Raw genomic sequence first — 25,488 nt, forward strand, 5'->3', positions numbered from 1 at the left:
CGGCGGCACGATCCGGGCGAGAGCGCGCGGACGAGCGGGAGCGGGAGCGGGGGCTTCGCCTGGAGAGCGGGAGCGGGAGCGCACCCGCACCCGCACCCGCTGCGATGTTCGCGAAAGCGAACGAGCCCCGCTCCCGCTCAGTGGACCTCCGATGCGAGCGCAGCGAGCGAGCCGCTCCCGCCCTCGCTCTGGCAGATTCCGATGCGAGCGCAGCGAGCGAGCCGCGCTCGCCCCCGCTCCCGCCCTCCCAGCGAGCGCAGCGAGCGTCCCTCCCGCTCCCGCCCCCGCTCTTCTCTCTCCGCTCAAGCTCTCTCCGCACCTGCCGTTCACCCTCGATGGGCGGGTTTGGCTCGCTCAAGGAGTGCGGTGTCGAACGTCAGACAGCTTTCAGTTGCAGCTCGGGCTAGCGGAGGGGCCTCCTCCCCCCCGTCCTCGCATGCGCATCCCGTCCATTCGGAAGCGGCCCACGCGCGTTGCCGCGAGATCTTCTCCGCCGCGATGCAGGCGGCTCTCGCCCTGGACCCGCAGCAGCTGGAGGGTGAGCCGGCGCCCGCCTGCGAGCCCGCTGTTCAGGTTGCGCGAGACGCGCTGGGATCGGGGCGGGCAGCGCTCGCCGTGGTCTTGGAACGCGTTGAGCACGTCGAGTCGCCCTTTGCTGAGCGCGTTGGGGATGCGGCCTTCATGGCGCGCTTCGCCTTCGGGCAGCTGGACGCCGAACTCACGCGGGCTGGCACGGGGGACCGGTGGCAGGTCGCGCGCTTGGTGGACAAGGTGCGGCGTGAACTCTTGCGCGGTCTGCGCAACGCTGAAGTCTTGATGTGTCGCCTCCTCGAGGTACCGCCGCTGTCGACGTATCACTACGACGAAGTGGAGATCGCCCTCGCCACGCGCCACGCGTATTTTCGCCTGCGTCAGGGCGCCGAACGGACCCACGGAGCCGATCTCTGGAGCAATGTGCGCAGCGCGTCGAATAGTCTCTCGAAGCTCTGTGGACGTGACGCGTTCCAGACCCTTCGCGTCTACGACCGTCGTACGGTGCTCAAGTTGCGCCAGCGCATGCGAGACCTCTTCGACGTGAATAGCCAGGGGGAAATGGACGAGCAGGAGGCCTCCCGGGTGCTCGGCGAGTACCACAACTTCGTCGAAATTGCGCAAGAGGTGAACAAGCGCCCGGAGTTGATCGAGCACGATCGCGTGGTGCTGACGCGGCTGCAGCGCGACTGGCACGGGCTGAGCTACGCGGTGGTCAGCCGCGAGCTCGAGTCTGTGAAAGGGCGTGACCCGCGCCTCGATCAGGCGCTCGAGTGCGGGCTGTCCGCCGAGGCGCTCGAGGAAATCATCGACGATGCACTGAGCGCGCTAGGTGGCAAGGCCAGCGCGCACTGGGTCGCCGCGGCTGACATGCGTATCGCTTGAGACCTCAGCGCTCGTCTGCGCCGATGTCTGGGGCGCCACCCTTGTCGTGGGTCTCGCCATCGATGTCCACGCCCGCTTCAGTCAGCGCTCCGCCTTGGTCCACTGCAGCGTCTGCGGCGCTGCCCGCCGCTAGATGAAAGTCACCCCCGTTCGCGTCCACGAACAGTGACAACGGCGAACCTTCAAGGTTGTCGGCCAGAGTCCCCATCGCGCCGTTGCGCACCGTGATGCGTTGCGCGATGTTGTTTTGGATTTCCACCAGGCTATTTGCGAAGCGGTAGTCGATGCCGGTGTAGAACCCGGTCGCGCCTGATCCGATGGCGATGGTGTTGTGGAACACCTTCGCGCCGCGCGCCTGGTCGAGCTCGATGCCGGTGTCGAAGTAGGCGATGTTCGCCCAAATCACGTTGTTGCGGATGATGCCGTCGTAGTGCCCGATGTAGCCGACGCCTGGGTAGGGGTTATCCGGGTAGTCCCGCACATTACCGGTCTCGACTAGCCCGAAACCGACGCCTCGCGCGCAGTCGATGATCGTGTTGTTCTCGACGAGGGTGTCGCGCGACGCGCTCCAGAAGTGAACCGCATGCTCCGCCAGACCTTCGCCTGCGCAGTAGATCCCTTTGAACGTGTTCTGCCGCACGACCCAGCCTTGCGCGGAGTGTCCGTCGATGCCGCCTGTGTAGCAGCCACCTGGGTTGCGTTCGATGTGTGGGCGGCCAGCGTCGGTGAGTTCGAAGTAGGAACACTCAACGCTTCCGTCGTCGGCGAACGCGTCGCGATCTCCGTTCTGGTTGATCTTCACGAACTGCTCACCGCCATCGATGATGCGCATGCCGTAGAGGCGTGTCCCGCTGACGATCTCGCCGGACTCGTCCGGGGTGACGTGGATCGGATGATTCACCGCATGGGTCACGGTGAAGTGGGCGAGGGTGACGTCCGAAGCGTGCACCGTCACCATCTCGTCGGTTTGGTATTCGCCGTCCAGGATCACCTTGCTCGCGTCGCCGCTCTCTCCGCGCAGCGTGACGCCGGGGGTTTTCAGTTGGATGCGTCGGGCGGCTTCACCGCTGGTGGACATCGTGTAAGTGCCGTCCGCAAGCAAGATTGTCGTGCCTGTCGCGGCGCCAGCGACGATGCTGGGGAGCTGGTCTGCTTCGCTTGGAGTGACGCGGACGGTGTTTCCGCTCGGCATTGGTAGTGGCGCGCAGCTGGTCAACCCCCCGCTGCCGCCGCTCCCAGCGGACCCGCCGCTCCCAGCTGTTCCGCCGTTGCCTGCGGTTCCGCCGTTGCTCGAACCTGCGGTTCCGCCGTTGCTCGAACCGGCGGTTCCGCCGTTTCCACCACCTGCGGTTCCGCCGTTGCTCGAACCGGCACTGCCCCCACTGGAGGTCGCTCCAGTTCCCCCACTGCTGCCGCCCGAGTCATCAGAGCCGCAAGCGACGGCAGAGGCACAGAGACTGATCGCGAAGGAGCCCAACAAGAGACGTGACATGTCGGCAGTATGCGCGCGCGGCCTGTCACCTCATAGCTCGCAGATCTGCGAATTTGGCGGGTTTTTGGCTGGTTTTGGGGGCTCTAGTCCACGCACGAGACTGGATTTGGGGGGGAGGCGCAACGGATCTCGAGCCGCGGACCGCTTCAAGAGCGCTTCACGCGCTCGCTGAACTTCGTTACCGATTCGAGCTTGAGCCGCTACGCGTTGCTTTCCCTCGTCGTCCTCACCGCGTGTGCAGCGCGCACGTCGGAGTCCGAAGCCATCCATAAGTGATCCGTTGTTGAGTTAGGCTCTGGATATGCGTCTCGCGTCTGCGTTCGCGTTGAGTGCGCTCAGTGTCCTCGCCAGTTGCGAGCCACGGCAGTCGCGAAGCCGTGCGGCGTATCCGCCGGCATACACGGGGCCGCCCGCCGCGCCTCAGGCAAACTACGCAGCTCCTCCCCCCCAAAACCAAGGCTCGCTTACGCTGCCGGGGAGTCGCGTCGTTTGGAGCCACGTGCCGCCGACGAACGCCGCGACAAACCCGACTTGGGGACCCACCCTGACCGATATCGTGCAGCGCCGGCCCGCCCGGGAAACCACGACTTGGCCAGATGAAGCGAGCACAGCCCATGAGCTGACGCACTCGATTGGATTCGAGCTCAGACTGGTGGCATCGCGGGCTGACCGGCGCGCCACCGGCTTCTATGTGCTCGGGGGTAGAGCCGCTATCCTCCGCGAGCCTGGTTTCCGCAAGGCACAGGTTGCGGCGCTGATACCGCCCAGCTTGAGACGCTATCGCTACGATCTCTACCTGGCTGGGCAGCCGGGTTGGGACGATCGACCGCTCTACGTGTGGGACGAATGGAATGCGTACATCAACGGCGCGACCGTCGCCATTGAGCGCTTTCAGCAGGGACTCGAGCCGCACAACACGTTCGCGGTCAATGACAGCGTGCTCGCGGTGCTGGAGTTCAGCGTCTATGCCGCCTCAGTGATCCTTGCGGCAACGCAGTATGAGCCGGACTACCTGAGCCGAGAGGAGCAATCACGCGAGTTTTTTGCCTTCAACGCGGAGCGGGGAATGCGCGTGTTTCAGTCTGGGCGCGCGCTGGCGCCGTTCAACCACCCGGATACTCAAGCGTACGAAGCGGCGTTCAGGTCGGCGCCCGAGGCCGAGCCGTTGCGCGCCACGCTCCGCTCCGTCTACGGGGTCGCGTGGACGCAACGCGTGTTCGGGTTCTGAGAGCCTGCCGCGCACCGCTCCGAACGTCAGCGTCGGCGCCGTCGGAGCAAGTAGACGGCTAGAGCCGCACCAAACCATGCTGGCGTCAGCGGCGTGCTGCCACCGCTCAACGGCGTCCGACACGCGCAGCTGCTCGAGTCCGCGCTCGAGGAGTTGCTGCAATTCACCTGTGGGTTCGTTGCGCACGGCGTGCCGCTACCCGTCCCGCCCTGTGCGCTGCCTCCATGGTTCGAGCCCCCGCTTCCCGCATTGCCGCCTCCGCCGTTGCCGCCCCCGCCGCTTGGATCCGGTGGCGCACCGGTGATCTCGTCAGCGACGCCGTTGATGTAGTCTTCGATCGCGGTGTAGCCGCTTGGTTGCTGACTCGCGCTGTCGTCGGTACTGGGGTCGAGGCCATGTTCGCTTTCCCAAGCATCGGGCATTCCGTCGGAGTCGGTGTCCACTGGCGCTGCGCCCGGGTTCAGGCCCTCCATTAGGTCATCGGGAGGCTTGGCGCCCCACGACCCGCCGCGATCGGCAACCTCAGCCAGCGTGCGTCGCGTGACGGTGTCGCGCGGAAAAGCCCCTGCGAGTTGGAGCACGCGATCGTACGCTTGCTCGGCGGTGTCGAGTTGATAGCTGGCGTATTCGGCGGTTTCCGTCGCGAAGTCGAACGGCGTGTCGACCCAATCACCATCGCCCAGCATGTTGTCGAACGTCGAATGACCACCCTCGACCCAGGGGTTGTCCACGTAGCCCTCGAGCTCGTCGGGGTCATCGATATAATTTCCGTGGAGATAATACCTCGGTTGGCCGTCACTCGACTCCGAGTCGAAGTAGAACGGAAAGAGCTCCGCGGACGGACCCCGGCGATAGTAGTTGCCGACGATGTTGAAGTTGCCTGAGGCGGGGTTGTGATGCACGAACCCGTGATTCGTGTCGTAGATCAGGTTGTTCGTGACTTCCGCCGGTCCAGTAGCGATCGCCGGGGCGCGGTTCTTGTGGTGGGCGAACAAGTTGTGGTCGACGCTGATCAGCCCGCCTGCGGGGCCGTTGATCAGGCCGTAGTTGTGCTCCCCCTCCGAGTGGCCGTAGACGCCTGACTCCTCGATCGTGCTCCACTGAATCGTGGCTTCACGGGCCTCGTAGAAGTCCACGGTCTCGTCCGAACCCCAGCTCACGCTCACATGGTCCAAGATGAAGCGGAAGTTTCGTGACAGCTGGATGCCATCGTACTGATCCCCATCTCCGTCGCTTGGGGTCAGCGGTGGTGGCCGAACGCGGATGTGGCGAATGATGATGTTGCCGACGTCGAAGTCATAGGCCCCGAACAGTCGACCCTGAATCGTGATGCCTGCGCCCGGCGCCGTCTGGCCAGCGATGGTCACGTCTCCGTGCGCGATGGTGTGGTCGCCGTCGATGACTCCACTTACGTCGAAAACGATGATGCGGGGGCCGCTGGCGGCCAGCGCCTCCTGCAGGCTGCCAGGACCGCTGGAAGCGAGCGTGGTCACCTTGATAACGCGACCACCCCGACCTCCAGTCGCAGCAGCGCCAAAGCCCTTTGCCCCAGGGAAAGCCGGTAGCGCCAGCGCGGGCCCAGCTGTGGCCAAGATCACTCCTGCGGTAGCAAGCTGCAGACCTAGCGAACGCGCAGTGCGTCGCCTCCCTCCCTTTGAATACATCTCCCGAGGATAACCTCGCGGCTTGGTACCGAGTCAACGCTCAGCGCACGCGATCTCGTTTCGAGACGTTCTTCCGATGAAGTGAATTTTCGGTTGAGCGGTCGGTGCCTGCGAGTTCCAAAAGCGGCCACCTATCCGAGGTGCACGCCGTGGCGCAGCACCAACAGGCAGAGCAACGTCAGCACCACCCACAAGCCAGCGTTGAGAGCCGGGAGCGCGACGTTGAGTCCGTCCGGCGTCGAAGTCTCCGTGTCCGATACGGGTGACTTGCCTGCTTTCGCGTCTGCCTTGGAGAAGTCCGTGAACCAAACGCTGCCGACACCAGCGATCAGCACGTACATCAGCGAGAGCCAGTGCGGGACTGGGAGCGAGGCCGGGAGCACCAGCAGTACACCGATTGGCCAGGCGAACAGCGCAAGACCCACCAGGCCTCGGTTACGTGCGGAAACATCCGTGCGCGCGTTCGATGGCAGCAGTGCGACGAACCCAGGGTAGATCCAGTGCGCAGCCACGCGGATACTCCAGAAGCCGAGTCCACTCATTGCGAGCATGCCCCAGAAGGGGATCTCGAGGCGCCGGGCGGCGGAGCCCATGTCCGCGTCCGGCACGAAGGCGGTAGTGAACAGGTAGCCGGTGGCGTTCATCAGTCCATGAAAAGCGAGCCACACCACGAACAGGCGCAGCTCCGGCGATGCCTTGCGCAGGCGTCGTTCGAGCGGCAGCAGCAACACGCCTTGCAGCAGACTGAAGATGGGACCCGCGAGGCTCGTCGTGACGCGTGCGGTGTTCGAGACCTCTAGCGCGCTCTGCACCGAGTTGTGGAACAGCGTCGGGTCGCGACCCCAGCCGAGCGCGACAACGTAGTGCGCGAGCTCGTGCAGCACCGTCGTCACCAGAAAGGACGCGGCGTAGCTCACGCCAGAGACTGCGATGCGCTTCAGATCGAAGGCGCGCCCGGCACCGCCAGGTTGTGCCACCTGCGGTTCGTCGGGCGCGCTGCTCATCGATGCGGACCTTACTGCGCGTGTTTCTGTATGGCAATACGCGCGCAGCAGGCGAGAGGGATCAGAGACCCTTCTCGGCGATGTACTTGTTGGTGAACTCGGCGCCCACCTCGTAGCTCTTCTTCATGTCTTCAATCGTCTTCTTCTCGAGCATGCCGCCTACGCCGAAGATCTTCGCGTTGACGCTGCAGGTGAAGATACGGTTGCTCTTGCCGTCGCCCTTGGGCTCCATCCACATCTCGCCGGTGATGGTCACCTTGTCGGCCATCTTGTTCGGCGTGATCACCATCTTGTAGCGCTTGGTGGACTTGTTGAAGACGCCGTCCTCGCGGTAGCCGAGGCCGTCTCCGATGATCTTCTTCAGCGGTCCAGGCATCGGGCCAAGCTCCGGAGTCACCTCCACCGAGCGACGGATTTCGGTGTCCGTCTCCTCGAACTTCGTCTGCTCGTAGGCGGGGAACTTCAGACCTTCTTTGAACAGGCGAGTGTTGTACTCCGCGTCAAAGAAGAACTTGTCCCAAACGGTGTCGGGTTCGCAGTTGTAGATGTGTTCGATGCGTACGTCTGCCATGGGGCGCGCATCCTAACCCCAAACCCTCGCATGGAGTCAGGGTGATTCGTGAGCACTCGAACTAGCGCTCAGATCAGCGATTGACCGGGGGTTGCGCCTGCTTGCTACGCGGCGTGGGCGCGGTGTTTCAAGGTGTTCTGCCCTGAACGGACGAGCTCCAGGAACTCCGCGGCGGCGCGCACGGTGTAGACGCCACGGATCGACTTGAAGATCTCGAAAGCGTGCTGCGCGTCGGGGATCTCCGCATACAGCACTGGCGCCTCGGATACTGCCCGCAGTGCTTCGCTGAAGTGGCGCGACTCGCCAGTCGGCACCAGGGAGTCCACGTCCCCGTGGATCACGAAGAACGGAGGCGCGTCGCGTCGCACGTGGGTGATGGGACTCATCAACTCGTACTGGTCTCGCGCCTTGTCGAGGCTCTGCTTGATGACCACGAAGCGCATCAAGTTCTGCATGCCGCTGTGTCGCCACTGCCCCTTGCTGTTCAGCAGGTCGAAGACGCCGTAGAACGGAATGCACGCGGAAACGCGGGTGTCTTCAGCCTCGAACCCTGGCTGGAGTTCGGGTTTGTCCCAAGTCAGCGCCGCCAAGGCAGCCAAATGGGCGCCAGCGGAGTTGCCGCTCAGCGCGACGAAGCTCGGGTCTCCGCCCCACTCCGCGACGTGCCGCTTGGTCCATGCGATGCCGCGCTTCACGTCGATCAGCGGATCGGGGAAGGTTGCTCGAGGCGCCAGCCGGTAGTCGAGGCTCACGCACACCCAACCTTGCGCTGCCAGCTGGTTCAACATGGGGAGCGCCTGGAAGCGCTTGAAACCCACGACCCAACCGCCGCCGTGCGCGAAAACAAGTACCGGGGCGTTTTTCGGTCGATCCTCGCGGAAGTAAACGTGAGCGTGCAGCCGCTTGCCCCCGTGGGTGGCGTACTGCCGCCGCTCCACCTTCACCTGCCTGTGCCGTAGGGAAAAGGGGCGCCAAACCTCACCGAAGCCGACCTGGACGCGCCCCTCACTCTCACCGCGCAACGTTGCCAGCGCCGAGTCGAGCGCGTGCTCCGCCAGGGCCGCGCGGCGGTGGAGCCGCATGAGCTGAGCCCAGCTGATAACCAACAAGAAGGCTCCCACGTAGCCCGGCCGAGAGAAGTCGCTCAGCGCTCCCAGGTAGATCAAGACGCCCGCGAGCCCGAGCTGAACCATCAGGTGGTGCAGCGCGAGCTCCGTGGTCAACCAGCCGCCAAAGAAGCTCACGAGGGACAACCCTCCAAAGCGCTGGACTGGAAAACGCGCGTTGAGGCTCAGCAGTAGGCTCAGTGCGCCGAGCCCCAGCAGGTACCACGCGGCACTCATGCTGGCGTCCTACCAAGGCCGAGGGAGAGCGTCCAGCGCACTGCGTCATTTGTGCGGCCTTCGGGCCGGTAGGCAAACAGACCTGCGGCTCCGCGCAAACAAGTCGCCCCCAAACGGCTCGCTGCGGCTAAACATCTGCTGCTCATAGGAGCCCAATCCGAATCAGAATGCCGCGGGAGGTCTCACTCGACCGTCCCGATCTCGAGAGCATAGCGCTTCAAGCGATGAACGCCCCTACCACCCACCGCCCACCCGGCTGGCTCAGCCAAGCGCGCTTGCTCTTGATGAAGGATCTCCGCATCGAGGTGCGAACGGGAGAGGTCGTCACCACCAGCGCGTTCTTTGCGGTTCTGGTGGTGATTCTCTCGAGCATGGCGTTCTACGGCGGAGTTTCCACCCGGCGATTGGTCGCCAGCGGCGCGCTCTGGTTGTCCGTCGCCTTTGCCGCCGTGCTGGCAATCGGCCGCACCTGGCAACGCGAGCGCGACGAAGCCGCGCTGATTGGCCTGCTCACGTCCCCCCTGTCACCCAGCGCTCTGTTCGCGGGCAAGGCGCTCGGCGTGCTGTTCTTCCTGTTCGTCGTCGAGGTGGTCGTCGTACCTCTCACGGCGCTGTTTTTCTCCCTCGAGCTGTCCGAAGTTGGGCTCGGGGTGCTGGTGATCGCGCTCTTCGCAACACCCGGGATCGCTGCGAGCGGAACCCTGTTTGGTGCCATGACCGTGCGCACCAGGGCGCGGGACTTGGTGCTGGCAACGGTGCTGTTCCCCCTGCTGTCTCCGTGCTTGCTGTCCGCGGTGGTGGCGACGCGTGAGCTGCTAGATGGCGCGCGCCTACACGAACTCACCGACTACTTCATGTTGCTTGGTGTGTTCGACTTGGTGTTCATCGCCGGCGGCTTGGGGCTGTTCGAGGCGCTCATCCGCGATTAACCCCTGCGCGCCGGATCTGCTAGGCTCCGCCGCATGAGGCGCGTGGGTTGGGTCGCGTTGGTAGCTTTGGCTTGGGCGGTCGCGTGCGGCGACGCAGAGACGTCGTTTCCTGGCGGTAACGCAGGAGGCGCTGGCGGCAGCGGCGGTAGTTTCGTCTCGAGTGGTGGCAGCGCCGGCGCAGGCAATGGCGGCAGCTCGAGCAGCCAGTGCACCGTGGCGCCCAACTGCTCAGGTTGCACGGGTTGCTTGCTCACCTGCGTATGCAACGGCGCTGACGTCGACAGCTGTACCGCGCAGTGCGCGGCGTCGGGCGGCAACGGCGGGTCGGCCCAGGGCGGCTCGAGTCAGGGCGGCTCGAGTCAGGGTGGCTCGAGTCAGGGTGGCTCGTCCCAAGGCGGCAGCAACACCGGTGGCTCCGCTCAAGGCGGCTCGAGTCAGGGCGGTTCGAGTCAGGGCGGCTCGAGCTTCGGGGGATCATCGAGCACTGGCGGGTCGTCCATGGGCACCTGCAACCCCGCATTCTGTCCCAACAGCGGCTTCGGTACTCCCTGCTGCGTGACCATCAACGGGCCGTGCGGCACGGACTTCGGCATGGGTTGCATGCAGGCGCAGCCCGACAACTGAGCGAGTCCAGAGTCTTACTGCGTTTTCGTGGGGAAGCATCGGTTCCTCACCAGTGCACCCTCACCCCAAGAAAAGCGTGATGCGCTTGGCGATCTGCTCCGGGGTCGACCCGGTGGTGCGCGCCAAGAACACCGGGACACTGCCAGACTCCGGGGACAAGACAGGGTCTCGAGGCGTGTAACCGGCGGCTGGGTCGAACTCGACCTCGACGCCGGCTTGAACTGCGAGTTCGAACGACGGTGCACGGGGACCACCGATCACCACTGCATCCACCTCGAGTGTCTGGGTGGAGTTTCCGTGACGCACCACGGCTCCCGTAACCTTGGAGTTGCCCTTCACCCTCTCCAGCGCGGGCAGCGGCACCTGGGTGAGCTCTGCGTGGAGCTCGGCGCGCCGCATGAACCCTTCAGCTTCGACGCCGGCGCCCACGACCAGTACGCGGCGCCCGACCAGCACCCCGTAGTGCAACGCCGTCAGCGCCGCTCGCGCAGAGAACACACCGGGCAAGTCGTTGCCATCGAACGTCGCGACGTAGTCGTGGCCGCCAACTGCCAACACCACGACCTTCGGTTCCACCCGATCGATGCGGGGCGCTTGCTCTTCGCTTGCCGCGCGCGCGAGCAAGACGACGGGGCGCTGGGCCTGTGCTGGCTCGAGGAACAACCCTGCTACGGTAGAGGCCATTTCCGGGAGGATTTGTGCTGCTGCCAGCTCAGCATTGAGTCGCTGCCATGCCTCCGGCTCCGAGAGCGCAAACCGCCCTCCCGGCTCGAGCGCCGAGCCGACCACCATCACGTTCGTCTCCGGGCGCTGCTTCTTGATCGAGAGCGCCGTGCGGCAACCGCTGCGTCCAGCCCCCACGACCAAGACATCCGGCGTGAACGTCAAAGAAGTCTCGCTCACCCCCAGGGCGCTCTCCGGCATACGCCCGAGCCCCGCCACGCGGCGAGCGATTTGCTGCATTGCCGTCCCGAGGATCGGCGTCCCGGCCATCAGACGATGGTGGTCGAATCCGTGAGGAAATATGAAGTCGGTCGCGCGCAGTAGATCGGCGCCGCGAGAGCCGAGCACGTTCTGGGTCTCGATCCGCATTCCCTCCCGAGCGCGAACCTGACAGGTCATGATGTTGGGCTCCCCGTCCACCCGCGCGAGGCAGCCGTCGCAAGCGGCCCGCAGGCAGTAGGGACCTCGTGGCCGGTGTAGCTTCGGACTGCGGGCGAGCAGCAGGCGCCCGGCGCCGATCAGGCTGATGGCCACGGGCTCCCCGGCTTCGGCCTCGACCGCGTGACCATCGTGAAACACTCGCACCGGCGTGCTCAGTGCACGGATCCGCCGCTGCTTCTGCTCCTGCCTGGCCGGCTTGCTCATGGCCGGGAGCTTCGTTCGGTCTTCTGGTGACATGCAAGAGAGGGGCGGTACTATGTCCCAATGCGCTTAGGGTTGCTCGGTCCAGCCGAGGGGGACTTGGTTACCCTTCGCAACAGCGCGCGCTTCTTGCTGGAGGAGCGTAAGGTCGACCGTGCCGTGTACCTGGGGCGCGACCGCGCATTGGATGATGTCGTCACGGCCTGGGCCTCGGACCTGGTTGGAGACGATCCCACGGACGACGCCCTCTGGATGCGCGCCGCCGACCGCTGCACCGATGCCAGCCCCGAGGAGATCAGGAGCTTCTTGCGCGCCGAACTCGACCGGCGGGAGTTGGCGCGCCTCGAGGTACTCCCGGGCGTCGGCTCCCGCTCCGTGGAGCTCTTGAACGGCAAGGTCGTCGTGTTGATCTACGACAAGGCGCACCTCGACGAAGAAGACATCGTGGCCGCCAGCCTGCTCGTCTTCGGCAAGAGCCTCGAAGTGATGATGAAGCAAGTGGGCCCGCGCTGGTTCCTCTCTCCCGGCAACCAGGGCTCAATGATCCTCGAGGATCGCGATGACGGCATCCACCTCAGCGTGTTCGACGCCGACCTCCGTGAGCTCCAGTCACAGCCCCTCGAGCTCGGGCGCGGAACCCGCATGCGCGTCCAGGGAGCCAGCTGAGTTGGCGAAGGCTCTACCGGATCCGCGGATGCAAGCGCCCCGCGAAGTGGGTTTGGGGGTGAGGGTAGTCGCTTCAAACCCTCTCCAGGGTGCGCTGAGGGTGTGATGCAAGTCGCTGTCTTTGGAGGTAGCTTCAACCCGCCTCACATTGCCCACGTCCTCGCTGTCACCTACGTCGCGAGCTTGGAGCTCTGCGAGCGTGTGCTGGTCGTACCGGTGCACGCTCACGCATTCGATAAACACCTTGCGCCATTTTCCGTGCGGCTGAAGATGTGCCGGGAGGCCATGGGCTTCATCCCCGGCGTGGAAGTGTCTGATATCGAGGCTAGCCTGCCACCACCAAACTACACGCTGCACATGTTGCGTGCCCTGGCAGCGCAGAACCCCGACTGGCAGCTCCGCCTCGTGGTCGGCGCCGACGTGCTCGGGGATAGCCACAAGTGGCACGCCTGGGAAGACGTGTGCGCCCTGGCGCCGCCCATCGTGCTCGGACGTGTGGGCTACGCCAGGCCGGACGCACCACCGCCGGTCTTGCCTGACGTTTCATCCACGCGGATACGTGAGTTGCTGGCGGCGCGTGATCCGGCCGCCCAAGAGCAGCTGCTTCTGCTGCTGCCGCGCTGCGTGCGCGAGACTATCGAGCGCGAAGAACTGTTTCGATGAAGCTCCTGATCATCGGTGCCGGCAAGCTGGGCAAGAACTTCAGGGCAGCGCTCAATGAGTCTACCCACCGCGAAGCGTCGGCTATCCAGGTAAGCCTGCGGGCGGATCGCCGGGGACTACCCAAGCAGAGCGACGCAGAGGTGGTGTTGCTGGCCGTGCGCGACGGACGAGTTGCGCCCCTCGCTGCCGAGCTGGCGGCGACGCCATGGGGGGCCAAACTGAATGCGGCCATTCACGCTTCGGGCGCGTTGTCAGCCAGCGCGCTCGACGCTTTGCGAGGCGTGGGCGTCCCCGTGGCGCAGCTGCACCCGATGCTGAGTTTTGCTTCCGAACGGCAACACCTGAAGCTCGGCGCAGTCGCTGATCCGCGTTTCAGCGGCGGACACGCGTTGGTTGCGGGTGATGCGCGCGCGGTGAGAGTCGCGAGTCGTATTGCTCGTGTCGTTGGGCTCAAGCCGCGTCACTGGGAGGGGATCGACCCGGGCCTCTATCACGCAGCCGCGGCACTGGTAGCGAACGGGGCGGCCGCATTGGCAAGCGTCGGCGCGGAAGTTCTGCGTGCAGCGGGTGTCCCGGAAGACCGCGCTCCGGACGTCCTCGGTCCACTGCTGGGGAGCGTCGCCTTCAATGTTTCGCACTTTGGCTTGCCCGGTGCGCTCACCGGGCCAGTCCGCCGCGGTGGAACTGCCGTGATCGCCTCGCACCTGGCGGGGCTGAATCGCGCGCTGCCCGAAGCGGCGGATCTGTATCGGGCCGTGGCGCTTGCTCAGCTCCCGCTGGCGGAGCGCCTTGGGGATGCTTCCATCAAGGATCTCCAGCAGATCGCCGCGCTGCTGCGCTCGGCGCACACGGGTTCCAGTGGCGCGAGTCGCCGCGGCGCGAAGCCACGCAAGCGAGACACTTCGGTCCGCTCCTGAGGCAAGGGCGAACCTTTGAGCCCCCGCGCGGGGCAACAGTTCCATCGCGTCGCGTCCACCATCTGCGGCTTGCACCCACACCGGCATTGCTCGTCACGAAGATGGAGGTTACTTTTCACGCGCTTGGCGCTCCATCTCGCTCACTCCGTTGCGGCCGCCCCGGGAGACTCCGGCGTTCGCGAAGCGGCCACCTTCGACGTGCTCGACGACATCGTTCGTCAGCGGAGTGCTCAAGGTGTGCTCAGCGTTCGCGTGGACTCGAGTTCCGATCTCAACGCGGTGATTGGGCATTTGGAGCGGCGCGCGGAGCAGCAGGGTCGGCCTGTTGTGGTCGTCACGAGCACCGGCGTCGAGAGCAGCTTTCGTGACGCCGCTCAGCGCCTCGGTTTGCGGGCGGTTCCCCACGATGCGCTCGAGGCCGCTCAAGCGATCGGCGAAGAGGCATCTCGGCGTGGGCTGCTGCTCGCCGTACCGCTGCTCGCAGGGCCAGGCTCCAACCAGATCAGTCAATGGGACCTGAACGTCGCTGCAGCGCTTTCCCGTGGGGAATACCAGGCGCTGGTGGTGCTCATCTCACCGCGTGAGCTGGAGGTCAGCCCGGAGCTTGAGGCCTTGAGCTTTAGCGTCGGCCGCGAGCTCAGCTCGGAAGAGGCTCGCCGTTGGTGGGATGCCCTCAGCGAGTCCGCGCGGGCGCGCTCTGAAGGCGTTGGCCTCGCCGGGCTGGAGCGCTGGGCAAAGCGCGGCATGTCGAGCCGCCTGTTGCGCGGCACCGACGAAGAAGTGGCGGCTGCACCCGAACTCTCTGACAGCGCGCGGCACCTGCTTGGCCGCGTGGTGCTTGCTCACCGCGCGTGGCCCGAGCGCAGCCTGGCGGCGCTTGGCTCCGAGGCGTTGGCGCCAACCAGCGCGCTCGCGGAGCTGCTCGCATCCGGTCGCGTCGACCTCAGAGACGGCTTGATCTGCGCGCTGCATGGCGAAGGTTCCGGGCCGGCGGTCGAAGATGCTGATCGCGTCTGCGTTGCCGAGGCTTTGCAGCAGACTTTCCCTGCGGATGCGTGGGCCTTTGTGCGGGCAGCGGAGCTGCTCGCCGCGGCAGGCAGTGGCGATGCCGCTGAGGCGGCGATGCGCCGAGCGCTTCGCGCGGCGGCAGACGCTTCGAGTCGGTCGGCGCTCTGGGAGCGTTGGCGTTCGGCGCTCGAAACCCTCGACGACGCGCAGCGCTCGACTCTGGGTATCCGCGGCGCCGAGCTGGCGCTCGAGCTGGGCGACGTAGACGTTGCGTTGGTCTGGGCGGAGCGCGCATCCGGCGTGAGGCCTCGGCCCGAGTCGGCATTGGTGCTCGGGCGCGCGGCGCTTGCGCGGGGCGACCTGGTCAGTGCTGAGGCAGCGCTGCGTCGTGCACGAGAGCTCGGTGGAGCCTCCGACGTGCGTGAGGCCGCCATCGCAGAGCTGGCTGAAGTCGCGTACGCCTCCGGCGACATCGAGCGAGCTCGGGCGTTCGCCCACGAAGTGATCGAGTCGGAGAAGGCGTCGGTGCGTCTCTCCGCACGGAATCTACTCGGGAAGCTGCTTCTGGCGCAGGCGGAGTGGGACGCTGCGGATGCGCACTTTGCCTCCGACGCATGTGACGCGGCCTTCTGCGGCGAGCGTGTCGCCGAGCTGCGTGCCCGGATCAACCGTGCGATTGCGCTGCTATCCCGGGGTAGTCCCGACGAAGCGCGACCGATCCTGCTGGATGTCTTGAACTCGGCAGAGCAAGCCGGCGAGGTGCGCGCCCAAGGCTTTGCTCTGAGTAACCTTGCGGTGCTCGCCATCGAGCGCCACGACTACTCCCAGGCACTCGACTTGAGTGAGCGCGCCATTTCGGTGTTCCGTAAGCTAGGCGAACGCCTGGGCTTCGCTCGAGACGTCACCAACTTGGTGGAGCTTCGCTTGCGCCTGGGCTTGGTCGACGCTGCGGAGCAGGCGCTGACGTTCGGGCGCCAAGCGCTTGGACCAGGTGCTCCGGCTTCTCGACTGACGGAACTTGGCCTGGCTGCGGCGCGTGTTCACCTAGCGCGCGGGCGCACCCTCGAGGCGGAGCGCGAGCTTCGCACGGCAATGCGTAGCGCCACGCTCTCCAGCGACGGTGACAAGCTATGCGAATGTCATCGGCTTGCGGTTCGCGTCGCCCTGGAAGAGGGCGTGGTGCTGCGCGCAGAGGCTGACCTCGCGCGCGCTGAGACTCTCAGCAACAATCCCTTCTCCTCCGCCGAGGTCGCGATCCTCCGCGGGCTCGTGCAGCGTGCCGCCGGCAAGCCAGATCTCGAGCACTGCTTGCAGGCCGTGCTCGTCGCACGAGAAACCGGAGACGAAGAGCTCGCTCGTGAAGCCCACGTTCTGGTCGCGGAAATCGCTCTCAACCGAGGCGCCGAGGGGCTCGCTACGGAACATATCCGCGCGGCAGTGTCGTTGCGTGATGAGGTTGCCGAGAACTTGGGCGGTAGCTATCGCGAGGTTTACCTCGCGCGGCCAGATCTACGCAGTCTGTCTCAGCTTGAAGTCCTGCTGATCGAGCCTGAAAACGAGCCGCTTCCCACGCCATCGACCCGCGGTACGAACTGGTCGCGCGCCGCCGCGCGGCGTGAGCGGGAGTACGTTGGGCGCCACGCTAGCGTCAAGAAGCTGCTCGCCACCGTCGCGCGCGTTGGCGAGACGGACTCGACGGTCCTGATTCACGGTGAGAGCGGCTCCGGAAAGGAGCTGATCGCCGAGGGGTTGCACCGCGCGAGCTACCGTCGCTCAGGCCCGCTGGTGAAGGTCAATTGCGGCGCGCTGGTCGAGACATTGCTCCTGAGTGAGCTGTTTGGTCACGAGAAGGGTGCCTTTACCGGCGCGAACACCCGCAAGCGAGGTCGCTTCGAGCGGGCCCACGGCGGCACACTGTTCCTCGATGAGATCGGCGACATCTCTCCCCGAACTCAGGTCGCCCTGCTGCGCGCTTTGGAAGAGGGCAGTATCGAGCGCGTCGGTGGTTCAGCGCCGATCTCCGTCGACGTTCGCATCGTGTGTGCGACGCACCGTGACCTGAGGCGGCTGGTGGAGCGCGGTGAGTTCCGTGAGGATCTCTACTACCGACTGAGCGGGATCACGTTGCAGGTCCCTGCGTTGCGCGACCGCCTGAGCGATCTACCCGCGCTGTGCGGTGCCCTGCTCGATTCCATCGCCCGAGAGCGAAACGAGGCTCCAAAGCAGGTGGATGCCAACGCTCTCGATCTGCTCGCCCAGCACCGCTGGCCAGGCAATGTTCGGGAACTCGAGAACGCGCTGCGGGTCGCGAGCCTGTTTGCAGAATCGAACCAGATTCGCTGCGAGGACTTCACGAACCATGTGGAAGCTCTCGCCCGGGTGGCTGAAGCCCAGCCCAGCGCGCCGACTTCGGCTTCTCTCCCCCCGCTCTCACAGGACTTCTCGCAAGCAGCGCTCTCCCAGCCTGGGGTCTCTCAGCTGGATTCGCGCCCTGACCTTGGTCTTCCGGATGCCGCTTTCTCGCTGCCACACGCCTCGGCCGGGTATGAAGCCGGTGACGATGTGGCAGGCGGTGCCTACACTCAAATCCGCGATCAAGGAGTTAGCCTCAGTGATCTCAAGCGCCAGATTGAACGCGAGTGCATCGCTCGTGCTCTCGAAGAAACTGGCGGGAATATTACCCGTGCTGCGGGGGTCTTGGGCATGAAGCGCCCGCGGCTCAGCCAGCTGGTGAAGCAATACGGACTGACCACGAGTCAGCAAGACTCCTCCGCGGACGACTCTTCGTCCCCCAGTGCGGTAGGCTTCGAGGACGAATCATGAAATCTGCCACTGACCTCACCAATCGCCGTTCGCTGAGCACCCCCAGCAAGCTGATGGGGCTCATCGCGATGTTCGCGCTCGTGGGTTCTGCGGGCTGCGCGATGGAGGCTCAGCCCGAGGAAGAAGGGGTGACCCAGTCAAGCGCCCTGGTCGAGGATCAAGGGCAGCAAGTCGACGACGTGGAGTTTGACGAGGCGGAGTCGATGGGGAACGAGGCGGAACCAACCACCGGTACTGTGTCGGATGACCCAACTCCCGTGCCGTGGCACGAGGACACCGCCACCAACGCCGATCCCACCGACGACGCTGAGCAAGTCGGGACCGCAACCGACCCGACGCCCCAGCCTTGGGACGTTCACGTGCTGAACAACCGCTACTCGGCGCAGTCGCAGCAGTCGAAATAGCCGCGACCCAGCAGTCCGCTTGTCGAAGAGCGCTACGGGCCAGCGCGCCTGATTAGCGCTCGCTCGGGCCGGGTGTTTGTGCTGTTCGCCGGGGCGCCTGCTACCCTCTCGGCGTGGATCTCCGCACTCGAACCTCGCTGTTCTGCGGCGCGTTGGCGCTTGCCATCGCGGTGTCCATGCTGCTTCGCGGCCGCCCGCAGAGGCCTCAGATCTTCTTTGCGGCGTTCGCGGCAGATATCGGCCTTTGGTACCTAGCCCAGTGGCTCTACCACTTTATCCGCGCGGATGTATGGGCGCACTTCACGGCGTTGCTCGCGGTGCTGCTGCCCCAGTTTGCACTCCACCTCTTCGAAGCGGTGGTACCGCAGCCCGCGCCGCGCTCGACTCTGCTGCGGGTCGCGCGTCTCTTGCTGATCCCCATGCTGGTGGCCGTTTTGTCGCCAATCCACGGCCATGGTCTGGTGCGTGGGGCGGTGTTTCTTTACGTCTTCGGCTTGATCGCCGCCGGCCTGGTGTCGCTCGCTCTGCGCGGACAAAAGAGCGACTCCCGAGCAACGCAGCGCCGCGTGCGCTTTCTGGTGTTGATTGGCGCGTTCGCCACGTTGTTCACGTTGGGCGACTTCCTCTGGTTCATCGGCGCGCCGCTCCCACCGGTTGGCGCGGTGCTCAGCATCGTTTTTCTCTTCGTCCTCGCGGAGTCGATGTCGCGCGAGCGCCTGCTCGACCTTTACGAAATCTTGGGGCAGCTCGTCGTCTCTACGGCTCTCGCGTTTTCGCTGGCCGGGATCTTCTACGTGTTCGTGGTGTTGGTTGGCGGCTTCAACACCATGTACCTGAACGCGGTGCTGGCTGCGATCGTCATCCTGGTGTTGTTCGAGCCGCTGCGCGCCAAGGTCGAAGAGTACATCCAGCGGTTGTTCTTCTTGGAGCGGGTAGATCTCGACAAGGCAGTCACTTCCGCGCGGAGAAATTTGCTGCACGTGCTGCAGGTCGAGGAGATGACCCAGGTCGTTATCTCTGCGCTCGAGAGCTCGCGTCGCGCGACGGGGGCAGCCTTGTTCTTGCGCAACCCGGGTGGTAGCGACTTTCGTCTCGCGGATGCATTCGGCGCGCCGATGCCTCCGTTGGTCGACGCTGCTACCGCTCGGCCACTGATCGAGCGCCTCGAGGGAGCGAACTCGCTGCTCCTCGAGGAAGTGGAGGGTGACCTCCAGCGCACCAATCACGCGGAGCGCGATGCGAGCAGCGACCGACAAGTGCTCGCGGCGGCCGAGCTCCTAGGACCTCTGGCTCGAGGTCTATGCCTCGCGGTGCGCAGCGAAGACGGCGAGCTGCTCGGGATCTTGGTGGTGGCCGACGAACGGGTGCGGGACGCATTCAGTCCTGATGAGGTCGTGCTGCTCGAGTCGCTGACCGTGCAGATGGGCGTCGTGATCGAGAACTCTCGCGTCTACCAGCGCTTGCAGGAGCGCGACCGGCTTGCGGCGCTGGGGCAAATGGCCGCTGGTCTAGCCCACGAAATCAAGAACCCGCTGGGCGCCATCAAAGGCGCTGCACAGTTGCTGAACGAACCGGTCGCGGGAGAACAGTCCGCCGTGGATGCTGAGTTTCTCGGCATCATCCTGGAGGAAGTCGAGCGCCTGGATCGCGTAGTTGGTTCAGTGCTCGACTACGCGCGCCCCTCCAAGTCGAACCTGGGGACCACGGACGCGAACTCCGTGGTGCAGCGCACCCTACAGATCCTTCGCGCCGACACCCCCGACAGCTGCGAGCTTTTTGCGAACCTCGATGAACACCTTCCCTTGGTTCGCGCAGACGCAGAGCACCTGCGCCAGGTGCTGATGAATCTGGTGAAGAACGCGGTGCAGGCTGGCGCTTCGCGGGTAGAGCTGCGCACGCAGCCAGCGCGAGACAACCGGGTGTTGGGCGAGGCGTCCGAGACCGATGTTGGCTGGGTCGAGCTAGTCGTGGTGGACGATGGCCCCGGTATCATTCCGAAGCTGATGGACAAGTTGTTCCTGCCGTTCTTCACAACCAAGGACAAGGGCACGGGGTTGGGACTCGCGATCAGTCAGCGTCTGGTTCAGGAGATGGGGGGCAATATCGCGGCCGCCTCCGACGAAGCGGGTGCTCGGTTCACGATCACGTTGCCCGCAACCAACAAAGACTCTGTCAGTCTGGTGCCGCCCGCGCGGGCGCCCGACGACAGCGCCAGTTCCACCCGCCGGCTCGCCGCCGCGGGTGAAAGCAACCGTCGGCCGCGCACCTCAGCGGTTGGTGTGTCAACCGCGGAGCTGGACCGCCGGGACGACCTACTTCCAGAGAGCTGACACCGCCAGAGAGCTGACTTACTGATGTGCCTCACCCCCAAACTCCGACACTTGCCGGGCGGCCCAAAGGCCACCCGCAGCAGGCTTGTCCCAGTTTGAGGTGGTTACGCCGGCTAAACCCGCCACCGACGACCCCGCAGCTACTCACCACACCCCGCAGCTGCTCACCACCCCGCAGCTACCCAGCAACAGCCGAGCTTTGCTACACGTGAGCGCTTGACCCTATCTATTCTGAATGCCTATCCTTTTGATCCTCGTACACGCGTCTTGGGGCGGGTGTGGGGCTGAGCTCCAGCATGGCAATGGCCGACAGAATCGCGCCCAGTTCTAGCGGCTCGCAGTCTCCGTCAGGAGGTGGGGGGCTCGCCCTCCGTTTCATCTCTGGCAAGTACCAGGGGGGAGAGTTCCCCTTGGAGAGTGACCGCGAGATCTACATCGGACGCTCCAGTGATCTGGAGATGGTGCTCGTAGAGGAGATGGTGTCGCGCAAGCACGCACGCATCACCGTGCGCGGCGCTGACATCACCATCGAGGATCTCGGATCTACGAACGGTACGTTCGTGAACGGCGAGAAGATCGAGCAGGCGAGCCTCAAAGAAGGTGACCGCGTGCTGATCGGTACCAGCATCCTCAAGGTCGTTTCCACGACGGGATCTCAGGCGGGCATTCGGGTTCCCGCGGGTGGCATCCAGAGCGCAGGCCGCAATCGCACCATGGCGGGCACTGACGAAGGGCCACGCATGAGCGGCGCGATCGAAGAAGTGCCGCTACCCGATCTGCTTCAGCTCTTCGGTACCTCCCGGAAGAGCGGCGTACTGGTGGTGAGCACCGACCACAACGCGGGTCGCATTCACCTCAAGCAAGGCATCGTGCACTTCGCCAGCATCGATTCGAGTCCCGACCTTCCGGGCTTGAAGGCGATCTATCGCATGCTGACCTGGCAGCGCGGCCTGTTCCAGCTGGACCCGCCGGAGGAGCGCAACTTCGACAACCCCCTGGATCTCCCGGTGCAAGAGATCCTGATGGAGGCGTTCCGCCAGCAAGACGAGTTCGGCGTCCTGCGTGAGAAGCTCCCGGCGAGCGAAGTGCCGTTGATGCTCTCGGTGCCGCTCGAGCCGAAGTTGAGCGAGCTTGGAGCGAAGGAACTCGATGTCCTGCAGCTCGCCCTCAACTCACCCGACCTAGGCGCGGTGATGGATTCGAGCGGCCTTTCGGATCTGGAAACGGGCGAGATTCTGCTCAAGCTCTTGAGCAAGAAGTACCTCACGTCCGCCGAGTAGTCAGCGAGCGCTCGCGATATTAGAGCGCTCGGCAAGTTGAGCGCCTGCGATAATTACCGCGCGGTTATTCTGATTTGCTGGGGACCAGGGCGCACAGCTTGGGTCCCTTTGGTGTCTTGCACAGCGGTTCGTACATCAGCACTTCACACACGTAGAGCGCGCGCTCGTAGGCGCCGAGGTGCCCATGGTGTCCCTTTGCCGACAGCTTGCCGCGCACCTTCACCGCGCCAGCCGCAGAGCTGTGCAAACGATCCATCGCGTCCTTGGTTCCGCTCACCCAATAGGTGGTCGAGTCGGTTTCGTTGGGGGCGAAATCGCTGACCTCGAACTGGTGGACGTAGAGGCCTTCGAAGACCGCGAGCTCCCCTTTGCACTTCGGGTCGAGCGTGTAGCGCAGCGTTGGAACATCGAGCTCATCGAGCGCCTCAGGGCTCTCAGTCGGCAGTTCGACCTTGTCCAGGATGCGCGCGAAGCTTTGTGATTCCGCAGGGTCTTGGGGCGGCGCTTGGTTCGCAAACGCCGCCGGGCGCTTGGTCGCGGTGGCTGCTTCGGCCGACAATTCGTGGTGACTGCCCCCGCAGGCGACGAGCAAGCCGAGAGCGAACGCAGCTGGGATGAAACGGCGCATCTGGCGTAGACACTCGAAGCGTCTAGGCATTGGGTGGGTTGTTTGTTGTCGGGTTTGGGGGAGGCGCGTCGTTCAGGCGCAGCGTCTGCCTCAGGAGACGGCTACCTCGGAGGGGAGCCGCATGGACCTCCAGCGTCGCTTCAGTGCCTTGAAATCCAAAATGGCATCGGGTGCCTCGATAGCAATCGCGCTCTTGTCAGCCAGCCGGCGCTACCGCCAAACGAGGTCGTTTCTCCGCCTCTTCGCTAGTGAGTGGGGGAGGCTGCTCTGCTGATACATAGTGCGGATGAGTTTGCTGGACTATGCCATTCATTGCAGTCTCGTCGAGCGCTGACTAGAACCAAGAGCGGAGGTTCGCGTGGACGTCGTCTGTGTTGGAGGTGGCCCTGCTGGGCTGTATTTCGCCGCACTGCTCAAGCAGTCCCATCCGGAGACCCGAGTGCGGGTCTACGAGCGCAACCGCGCGGATGACACTTTTGGTTTCGGGGTTGTCTTCTCCGATCGCACGATGGACAACCTGCGAGAGGCGGACGAGCCGAGCCAGCAAGCGATCACCCAGAGCTTCGCCCACTGGGACGACATCGATATTCATTACCGCGGGGAAGTCATTACCTCGGTAGGCCATGGCTTCGCCGGGATGAGCCGCCAGCGTCTGCTGACGATTCTGCAGGAACGGGCGAGGGAGCTTGGCGTCGAACTTCATTTCGAACACGACATCGGCGACGTGTCGCAGTTCCAGGACGCTGACTTGGTGGTCGCAGCGGACGGTATCAACAGCCAGATCCGCAGCGCGCTCGCGGCGGATTTCGCACCCGACATCGACGACCGGCCGAATCGCTTCGTGTGGCTAGGCACCACGTTTCCGTTTGGTGCCTTCACCTTCTACTTCAAGCAGAACCAGCACGGACTATTCCGCGTCCACGCGTACCGCTACGCCGAGGACAGCTCGACCTTCATCGTCGAGTGCACGGACGCCGCGAGCAAGGCGGCGGGCTTCGACGACTACAACGAAGAGCAGACCATCGCCTACATGGAGCAGCTGTTCGCCGAGGAGCTGAAGGGGCATCGTCTTGTCGGCAACAAGAGCGTCTGGCGGCACTTCGCGACGGTGAAGAACGGCAAGTGGTGGACACGGCTCCAGCAAGCCGGCAAGCCTGGGGCGCACGTGGTGCTCCTCGGCGACGCGCTGCACACCGCGCACTTCTCCATTGGCTCCGGCACGAAGCTGGCCCTGGAGGACGCCATCGACTTGCATCGGGAGGTGGTTTCCTGTTGCTTTGCTGACGAAGAAAACCGCGCGGAAAATTTGTCTAAGGCGCTCTCGGCCTTCGAGGCGAACCGCAAGCCCGGGGTGTCGAGCATTCAGCGCGCCGCCCAGGTGAGCCTGGAGTGGTTCGAGAACACCGAGCGCTACATGGGCCTCGAGCCGCTGCAGTTCGCCTTCAGCTTGCTCACCCGAAGCTTGCGGGTGAATCACGCCAACCTCCAGCTCCGCGATCCGGAGCTGACCGCCCGGGTCGATCGCTGGGTAGCACGCGGCGCGAGTCTTGCCGCCGGTGTGGCGGCGTCTGAAGATCTCCCTCCCATGTTCACGCCGCTCAAGTTGCGAGAGCTGGTGTTGCCAAACCGCATCGGCGTCTCCCCGATGTGTCAGTACTCTGCCGAAGACGGACTGATCGGAGATTGGCACCTGGTTCATCTCGGGAGTCGCGCCATCGGCGGTGCCGGGCTCTTGATGTGCGAGATGACGGCTATCAGCCGCGAGGCGCGCATCTCTCAAGGTTGCGCCGGCCTGTACACCGAAGAGCATACTGCCGCGTGGAAGCGCGTGGTTGATTTTGCGCGGGCGAATTCCAGCGCGAAGCTCGGCATTCAGCTGGGGCACGCTGGACCCAAGGGTGCGACGGACCTGCCGTGGCTCGGTGAAGCACCGCTCAAGAGCGGGGCTTGGCCGCTGCTCGCAGCCAGCGCGGTGCCGTATTCCCCCGCAAGCCAAACGCCGCGCGCGATGACTCGTGAGGACATGGACCGTACGCGGGATGACTACGTTGCCGCCGCCAAGCGAGCTCTGGAGGCCGACTTCGACTTGCTCGAGATCCACCTCGCTCACGGCTACTTACTGGCAAGCTTTGTGTCTCCGCTGCTGAATCGCCGCGAAGACGACTACGGCGGCTCCGTGGCCGGCCGTATGCGCTATCCGCTCGAGGTGATCGACGCCGTCCGCGACCTGTGGCCCAAGGGGCGGCCGCTCAGCGTCCGTATCTCTGCCTGTGACTGGCATGAAGGCGGCATCTCGCCCGACGACGTCGTTGCGATGGGCAAGCTGCTGAAGGACCACGGCGTCGACATCGTTGATGTTTCCACGGGGCAAACAGTCGCGGCCCAGCGCCCCGAGTACGGTCGCTTGTATCAGACTCCGTTCAGTGAGCTCGTCCGGCTGACATCAGGCCTGCCGACGATGACCGTTGGCAATATCTCTTCGTTCAGTGACGCCAACAGCATCATCGCAGGCGGACGCGCGGACGTTTGCTTGCTCGCGCGAGGCCATCTCTTCGACCCATACTGGACTCAGCACGCGGCGCAGGCTCAGGGCGTAGAACTCCCTTGGCCGTCGCAGTACCTGGCGGTGCAGCGCTTCCGTCCGCGCTCCGACTGACGCGCCTGCGATGGCGCCGCTCGAGATACGGCATCTCGACGTGGAGTTGAATGCGCTGGGCGCCGCGATACAGAGTGCCGCTGATCGCTGGCGCTTTGGCATGGCGCGCGCCTGCCACCAGGCCGATCACTTGGGCCACGGAGTGGACCGGCTGACCTGCTGCGTGAGTAAGCACGTCGCCGTCTTGGACGCCTACACCTAGCCCAGAGACGCCGCTGAGCATCAAGCCCGCCGGGTGCTGCTCACTGGCTTGAACGAAGCTGCCGCCGGGAATACCAGCGCTGCGCGACAAGGCGAGGACTCGTGCCTTGCGGATACGAATACCGATCAGCTTCTGCGCAGGCCGTGGGGATGGACTTGTGAGATCCCGCCGTGCGGGCGCCGGGGCACTCGACTCCGTGAGCACGGTCGCAGGTGGTGCCAGCTCGAACTCCACATCAGCGCCCCGCGCTGCTTGTGCTTCGCTTTCGGGCGCTG

20 protein-coding genes are annotated in these 25,488 nt (G+C 64.9%); 13 read left to right on the forward strand and 7 right to left on the reverse strand.

Annotated elements, in window-relative coordinates; genetic code table 11:
• Positions 1–498 precede the first annotated feature (498 nt).
• Positions 499–1,416: a hypothetical protein gene (locus H6718_24170; protein ID MCB9588527.1), complete on the forward strand. Its 918-nt coding sequence runs from the start codon at positions 499–501 to the stop codon at positions 1,414–1,416.
• A 4-nt stretch (positions 1,417–1,420) separates the two neighbouring features.
• Here the strand turns inward: H6718_24170 and H6718_24175 are convergent, their stop codons facing one another.
• On the reverse strand, positions 1,421–2,908 hold the full coding sequence (locus tag H6718_24175) for a hypothetical protein (GenBank protein ID MCB9588528.1): 1,488 nt from the start codon (positions 2,906–2,908) through the stop codon (positions 1,421–1,423).
• Positions 2,909–3,209: 301 nt separating this feature from the next.
• On the opposite strand from H6718_24175, the gene H6718_24180 reads away from it, so the two are divergent.
• On the forward strand, positions 3,210–4,136 hold the full coding sequence (locus tag H6718_24180) for a hypothetical protein (GenBank protein ID MCB9588529.1): 927 nt from the start codon (positions 3,210–3,212) through the stop codon (positions 4,134–4,136).
• Between the two features lie 26 nt (positions 4,137–4,162).
• On the opposite strand, the gene H6718_24185 is transcribed toward H6718_24180, so the two are convergent.
• From H6718_24185 to H6718_24200, 4 genes are all read right to left on the reverse strand, one after another.
• Positions 4,163–5,728 carry a pectate lyase precursor gene (locus H6718_24185; GenBank protein ID MCB9588530.1) on the reverse strand — a complete coding sequence of 522 codons (1,566 nt, stop codon included), beginning with the start codon at positions 5,726–5,728 and terminating at the stop codon, positions 4,163–4,165.
• A 203-nt stretch (positions 5,729–5,931) separates the two neighbouring features.
• Positions 5,932–6,804, reverse strand: a complete 873-nt coding sequence (locus tag H6718_24190; GenBank protein MCB9588531.1) for a hypothetical protein — start codon at positions 6,802–6,804, stop codon at positions 5,932–5,934.
• Between the two features lie 61 nt (positions 6,805–6,865).
• Positions 6,866–7,375, reverse strand: coding sequence for a DUF2505 family protein (locus H6718_24195; protein MCB9588532.1), 510 nt, complete (start codon positions 7,373–7,375; stop codon positions 6,866–6,868).
• Between the two features lie 104 nt (positions 7,376–7,479).
• On the reverse strand, positions 7,480–8,718 hold the full coding sequence (locus H6718_24200) for an alpha/beta hydrolase (protein ID MCB9588533.1): 1,239 nt from the start codon (positions 8,716–8,718) through the stop codon (positions 7,480–7,482).
• 224 nt (positions 8,719–8,942) lie between these two features.
• On the opposite strand from H6718_24200, the gene H6718_24205 reads away from it, so the two are divergent.
• The gene (locus H6718_24205; GenBank protein MCB9588534.1) at positions 8,943–9,647 is read left to right on the forward strand and encodes a heme exporter protein CcmB; all 705 of its coding nucleotides are present in this window, start codon (positions 8,943–8,945) and stop codon (positions 9,645–9,647) included.
• 33 nt (positions 9,648–9,680) lie between these two features.
• Positions 9,681–10,271 (forward strand): hypothetical protein, encoded by a 591-nt coding sequence (locus H6718_24210; GenBank protein ID MCB9588535.1) that lies wholly within the window; start codon positions 9,681–9,683, stop codon positions 10,269–10,271.
• Between the two features lie 60 nt (positions 10,272–10,331).
• On the opposite strand, the gene H6718_24215 is transcribed toward H6718_24210, so the two are convergent.
• Entirely contained in the window at positions 10,332–11,639 is a 1,308-nt protein-coding gene (locus tag H6718_24215) for a (2Fe-2S)-binding protein (GenBank protein MCB9588536.1), read from the reverse strand.
• Positions 11,640–11,699: 60 nt separating this feature from the next.
• On the opposite strand from H6718_24215, the gene H6718_24220 reads away from it, so the two are divergent.
• The 7 genes from H6718_24220 to H6718_24250 all read left to right on the forward strand — a co-directional run bounded on the left by H6718_24220 (position 11,700) and on the right by H6718_24250 (position 21,727).
• Positions 11,700–12,302: a hypothetical protein gene (locus H6718_24220; protein MCB9588537.1), complete on the forward strand. Its 603-nt coding sequence runs from the start codon at positions 11,700–11,702 to the stop codon at positions 12,300–12,302.
• Between the two features lie 105 nt (positions 12,303–12,407).
• Positions 12,408–12,965, forward strand: coding sequence for a nicotinate-nicotinamide nucleotide adenylyltransferase (locus H6718_24225; GenBank protein ID MCB9588538.1), 558 nt, complete (start codon positions 12,408–12,410; stop codon positions 12,963–12,965).
• Positions 12,962–13,882, forward strand: a complete 921-nt coding sequence (locus H6718_24230; protein ID MCB9588539.1) for a DUF2520 domain-containing protein — start codon at positions 12,962–12,964, stop codon at positions 13,880–13,882. Before H6718_24225 ends, H6718_24230 begins: the two co-directional genes overlap by 4 nt.
• Positions 13,883–14,005: 123 nt before the next feature.
• Positions 14,006–17,713 (forward strand): sigma 54-interacting transcriptional regulator, encoded by a 3,708-nt coding sequence (locus H6718_24235; GenBank protein MCB9588540.1) that lies wholly within the window; start codon positions 14,006–14,008, stop codon positions 17,711–17,713.
• Entirely contained in the window at positions 17,710–18,117 is a 408-nt protein-coding gene (locus tag H6718_24240) for a hypothetical protein (protein MCB9588541.1), read from the forward strand. The genes H6718_24235 and H6718_24240 overlap by 4 nt, the downstream gene beginning before the upstream one ends.
• 113 nt (positions 18,118–18,230) lie before the next feature.
• Entirely contained in the window at positions 18,231–20,447 is a 2,217-nt protein-coding gene (locus tag H6718_24245) for a two-component system sensor protein (protein MCB9588542.1), read from the forward strand.
• Between the two features lie 302 nt (positions 20,448–20,749).
• Positions 20,750–21,727 carry a DUF4388 domain-containing protein gene (locus H6718_24250; GenBank protein MCB9588543.1) on the forward strand — a complete coding sequence of 326 codons (978 nt, stop codon included), beginning with the start codon at positions 20,750–20,752 and terminating at the stop codon, positions 21,725–21,727.
• A 64-nt stretch (positions 21,728–21,791) separates the two neighbouring features.
• Here H6718_24250 and H6718_24255 read toward each other — a convergent pair whose 3' ends face one another.
• Positions 21,792–22,355, reverse strand: coding sequence for a hypothetical protein (locus H6718_24255; GenBank protein MCB9588544.1), 564 nt, complete (start codon positions 22,353–22,355; stop codon positions 21,792–21,794).
• Positions 22,356–22,713: 358 nt separating this feature from the next.
• Here H6718_24255 and H6718_24260 point away from each other — a divergent pair, with 358 nt between their 5' ends.
• The gene (locus H6718_24260) at positions 22,714–25,011 is read left to right on the forward strand and encodes a bifunctional salicylyl-CoA 5-hydroxylase/oxidoreductase (protein MCB9588545.1); all 2,298 of its coding nucleotides are present in this window, start codon (positions 22,714–22,716) and stop codon (positions 25,009–25,011) included.
• 10 nt (positions 25,012–25,021) lie between these two features.
• Positions 25,022–25,213, forward strand: a complete 192-nt coding sequence (locus H6718_24265; GenBank protein MCB9588546.1) for a hypothetical protein — start codon at positions 25,022–25,024, stop codon at positions 25,211–25,213.
• Positions 25,214–25,488 lie beyond the last annotated feature (275 nt).

This window comes from Polyangiaceae bacterium (assembly GCA_020633205.1).
Taxonomy (GTDB): domain Bacteria; phylum Myxococcota_A; class Polyangia; order Polyangiales; family Polyangiaceae; genus JAHBVY01.

What these genes read in the sequence shown, in the direction of transcription:
- H6718_24170 (MCB9588527.1), top strand. Translation starts at nt 499, where the DNA reads ATGCAGGCGGCTCTCGCCCTGGACCCGCAGCAGCTGGAGGGTGAGCCG.
- H6718_24175 (MCB9588528.1), bottom strand. Translation starts at nt 2,908, where the DNA reads ATGTCACGTCTCTTGTTGGGCTCCTTCGCGATCAGTCTCTGTGCCTCT.
- H6718_24180 (MCB9588529.1), top strand. Translation starts at nt 3,210, where the DNA reads ATGCGTCTCGCGTCTGCGTTCGCGTTGAGTGCGCTCAGTGTCCTCGCC.
- H6718_24190 (MCB9588531.1), bottom strand. Translation starts at nt 6,804, where the DNA reads ATGAGCAGCGCGCCCGACGAACCGCAGGTGGCACAACCTGGCGGTGCC.
- H6718_24195 (MCB9588532.1), bottom strand. Translation starts at nt 7,375, where the DNA reads ATGGCAGACGTACGCATCGAACACATCTACAACTGCGAACCCGACACC.
- H6718_24200 (MCB9588533.1), bottom strand. Translation starts at nt 8,718, where the DNA reads ATGAGTGCCGCGTGGTACCTGCTGGGGCTCGGCGCACTGAGCCTACTG.
- H6718_24205 (MCB9588534.1), top strand. Translation starts at nt 8,943, where the DNA reads ATGAACGCCCCTACCACCCACCGCCCACCCGGCTGGCTCAGCCAAGCG.
- H6718_24210 (MCB9588535.1), top strand. Translation starts at nt 9,681, where the DNA reads ATGAGGCGCGTGGGTTGGGTCGCGTTGGTAGCTTTGGCTTGGGCGGTC.
- H6718_24215 (MCB9588536.1), bottom strand. Translation starts at nt 11,639, where the DNA reads ATGAGCAAGCCGGCCAGGCAGGAGCAGAAGCAGCGGCGGATCCGTGCA.
- H6718_24220 (MCB9588537.1), top strand. Translation starts at nt 11,700, where the DNA reads ATGCGCTTAGGGTTGCTCGGTCCAGCCGAGGGGGACTTGGTTACCCTT.
- H6718_24225 (MCB9588538.1), top strand. Translation starts at nt 12,408, where the DNA reads ATGCAAGTCGCTGTCTTTGGAGGTAGCTTCAACCCGCCTCACATTGCC.
- H6718_24230 (MCB9588539.1), top strand. Translation starts at nt 12,962, where the DNA reads ATGAAGCTCCTGATCATCGGTGCCGGCAAGCTGGGCAAGAACTTCAGG.
- H6718_24240 (MCB9588541.1), top strand. Translation starts at nt 17,710, where the DNA reads ATGAAATCTGCCACTGACCTCACCAATCGCCGTTCGCTGAGCACCCCC.
- H6718_24250 (MCB9588543.1), top strand. Translation starts at nt 20,750, where the DNA reads ATGGCCGACAGAATCGCGCCCAGTTCTAGCGGCTCGCAGTCTCCGTCA.
- H6718_24255 (MCB9588544.1), bottom strand. Translation starts at nt 22,355, where the DNA reads ATGCGCCGTTTCATCCCAGCTGCGTTCGCTCTCGGCTTGCTCGTCGCC.
- H6718_24265 (MCB9588546.1), top strand. Translation starts at nt 25,022, where the DNA reads ATGGCGCCGCTCGAGATACGGCATCTCGACGTGGAGTTGAATGCGCTG.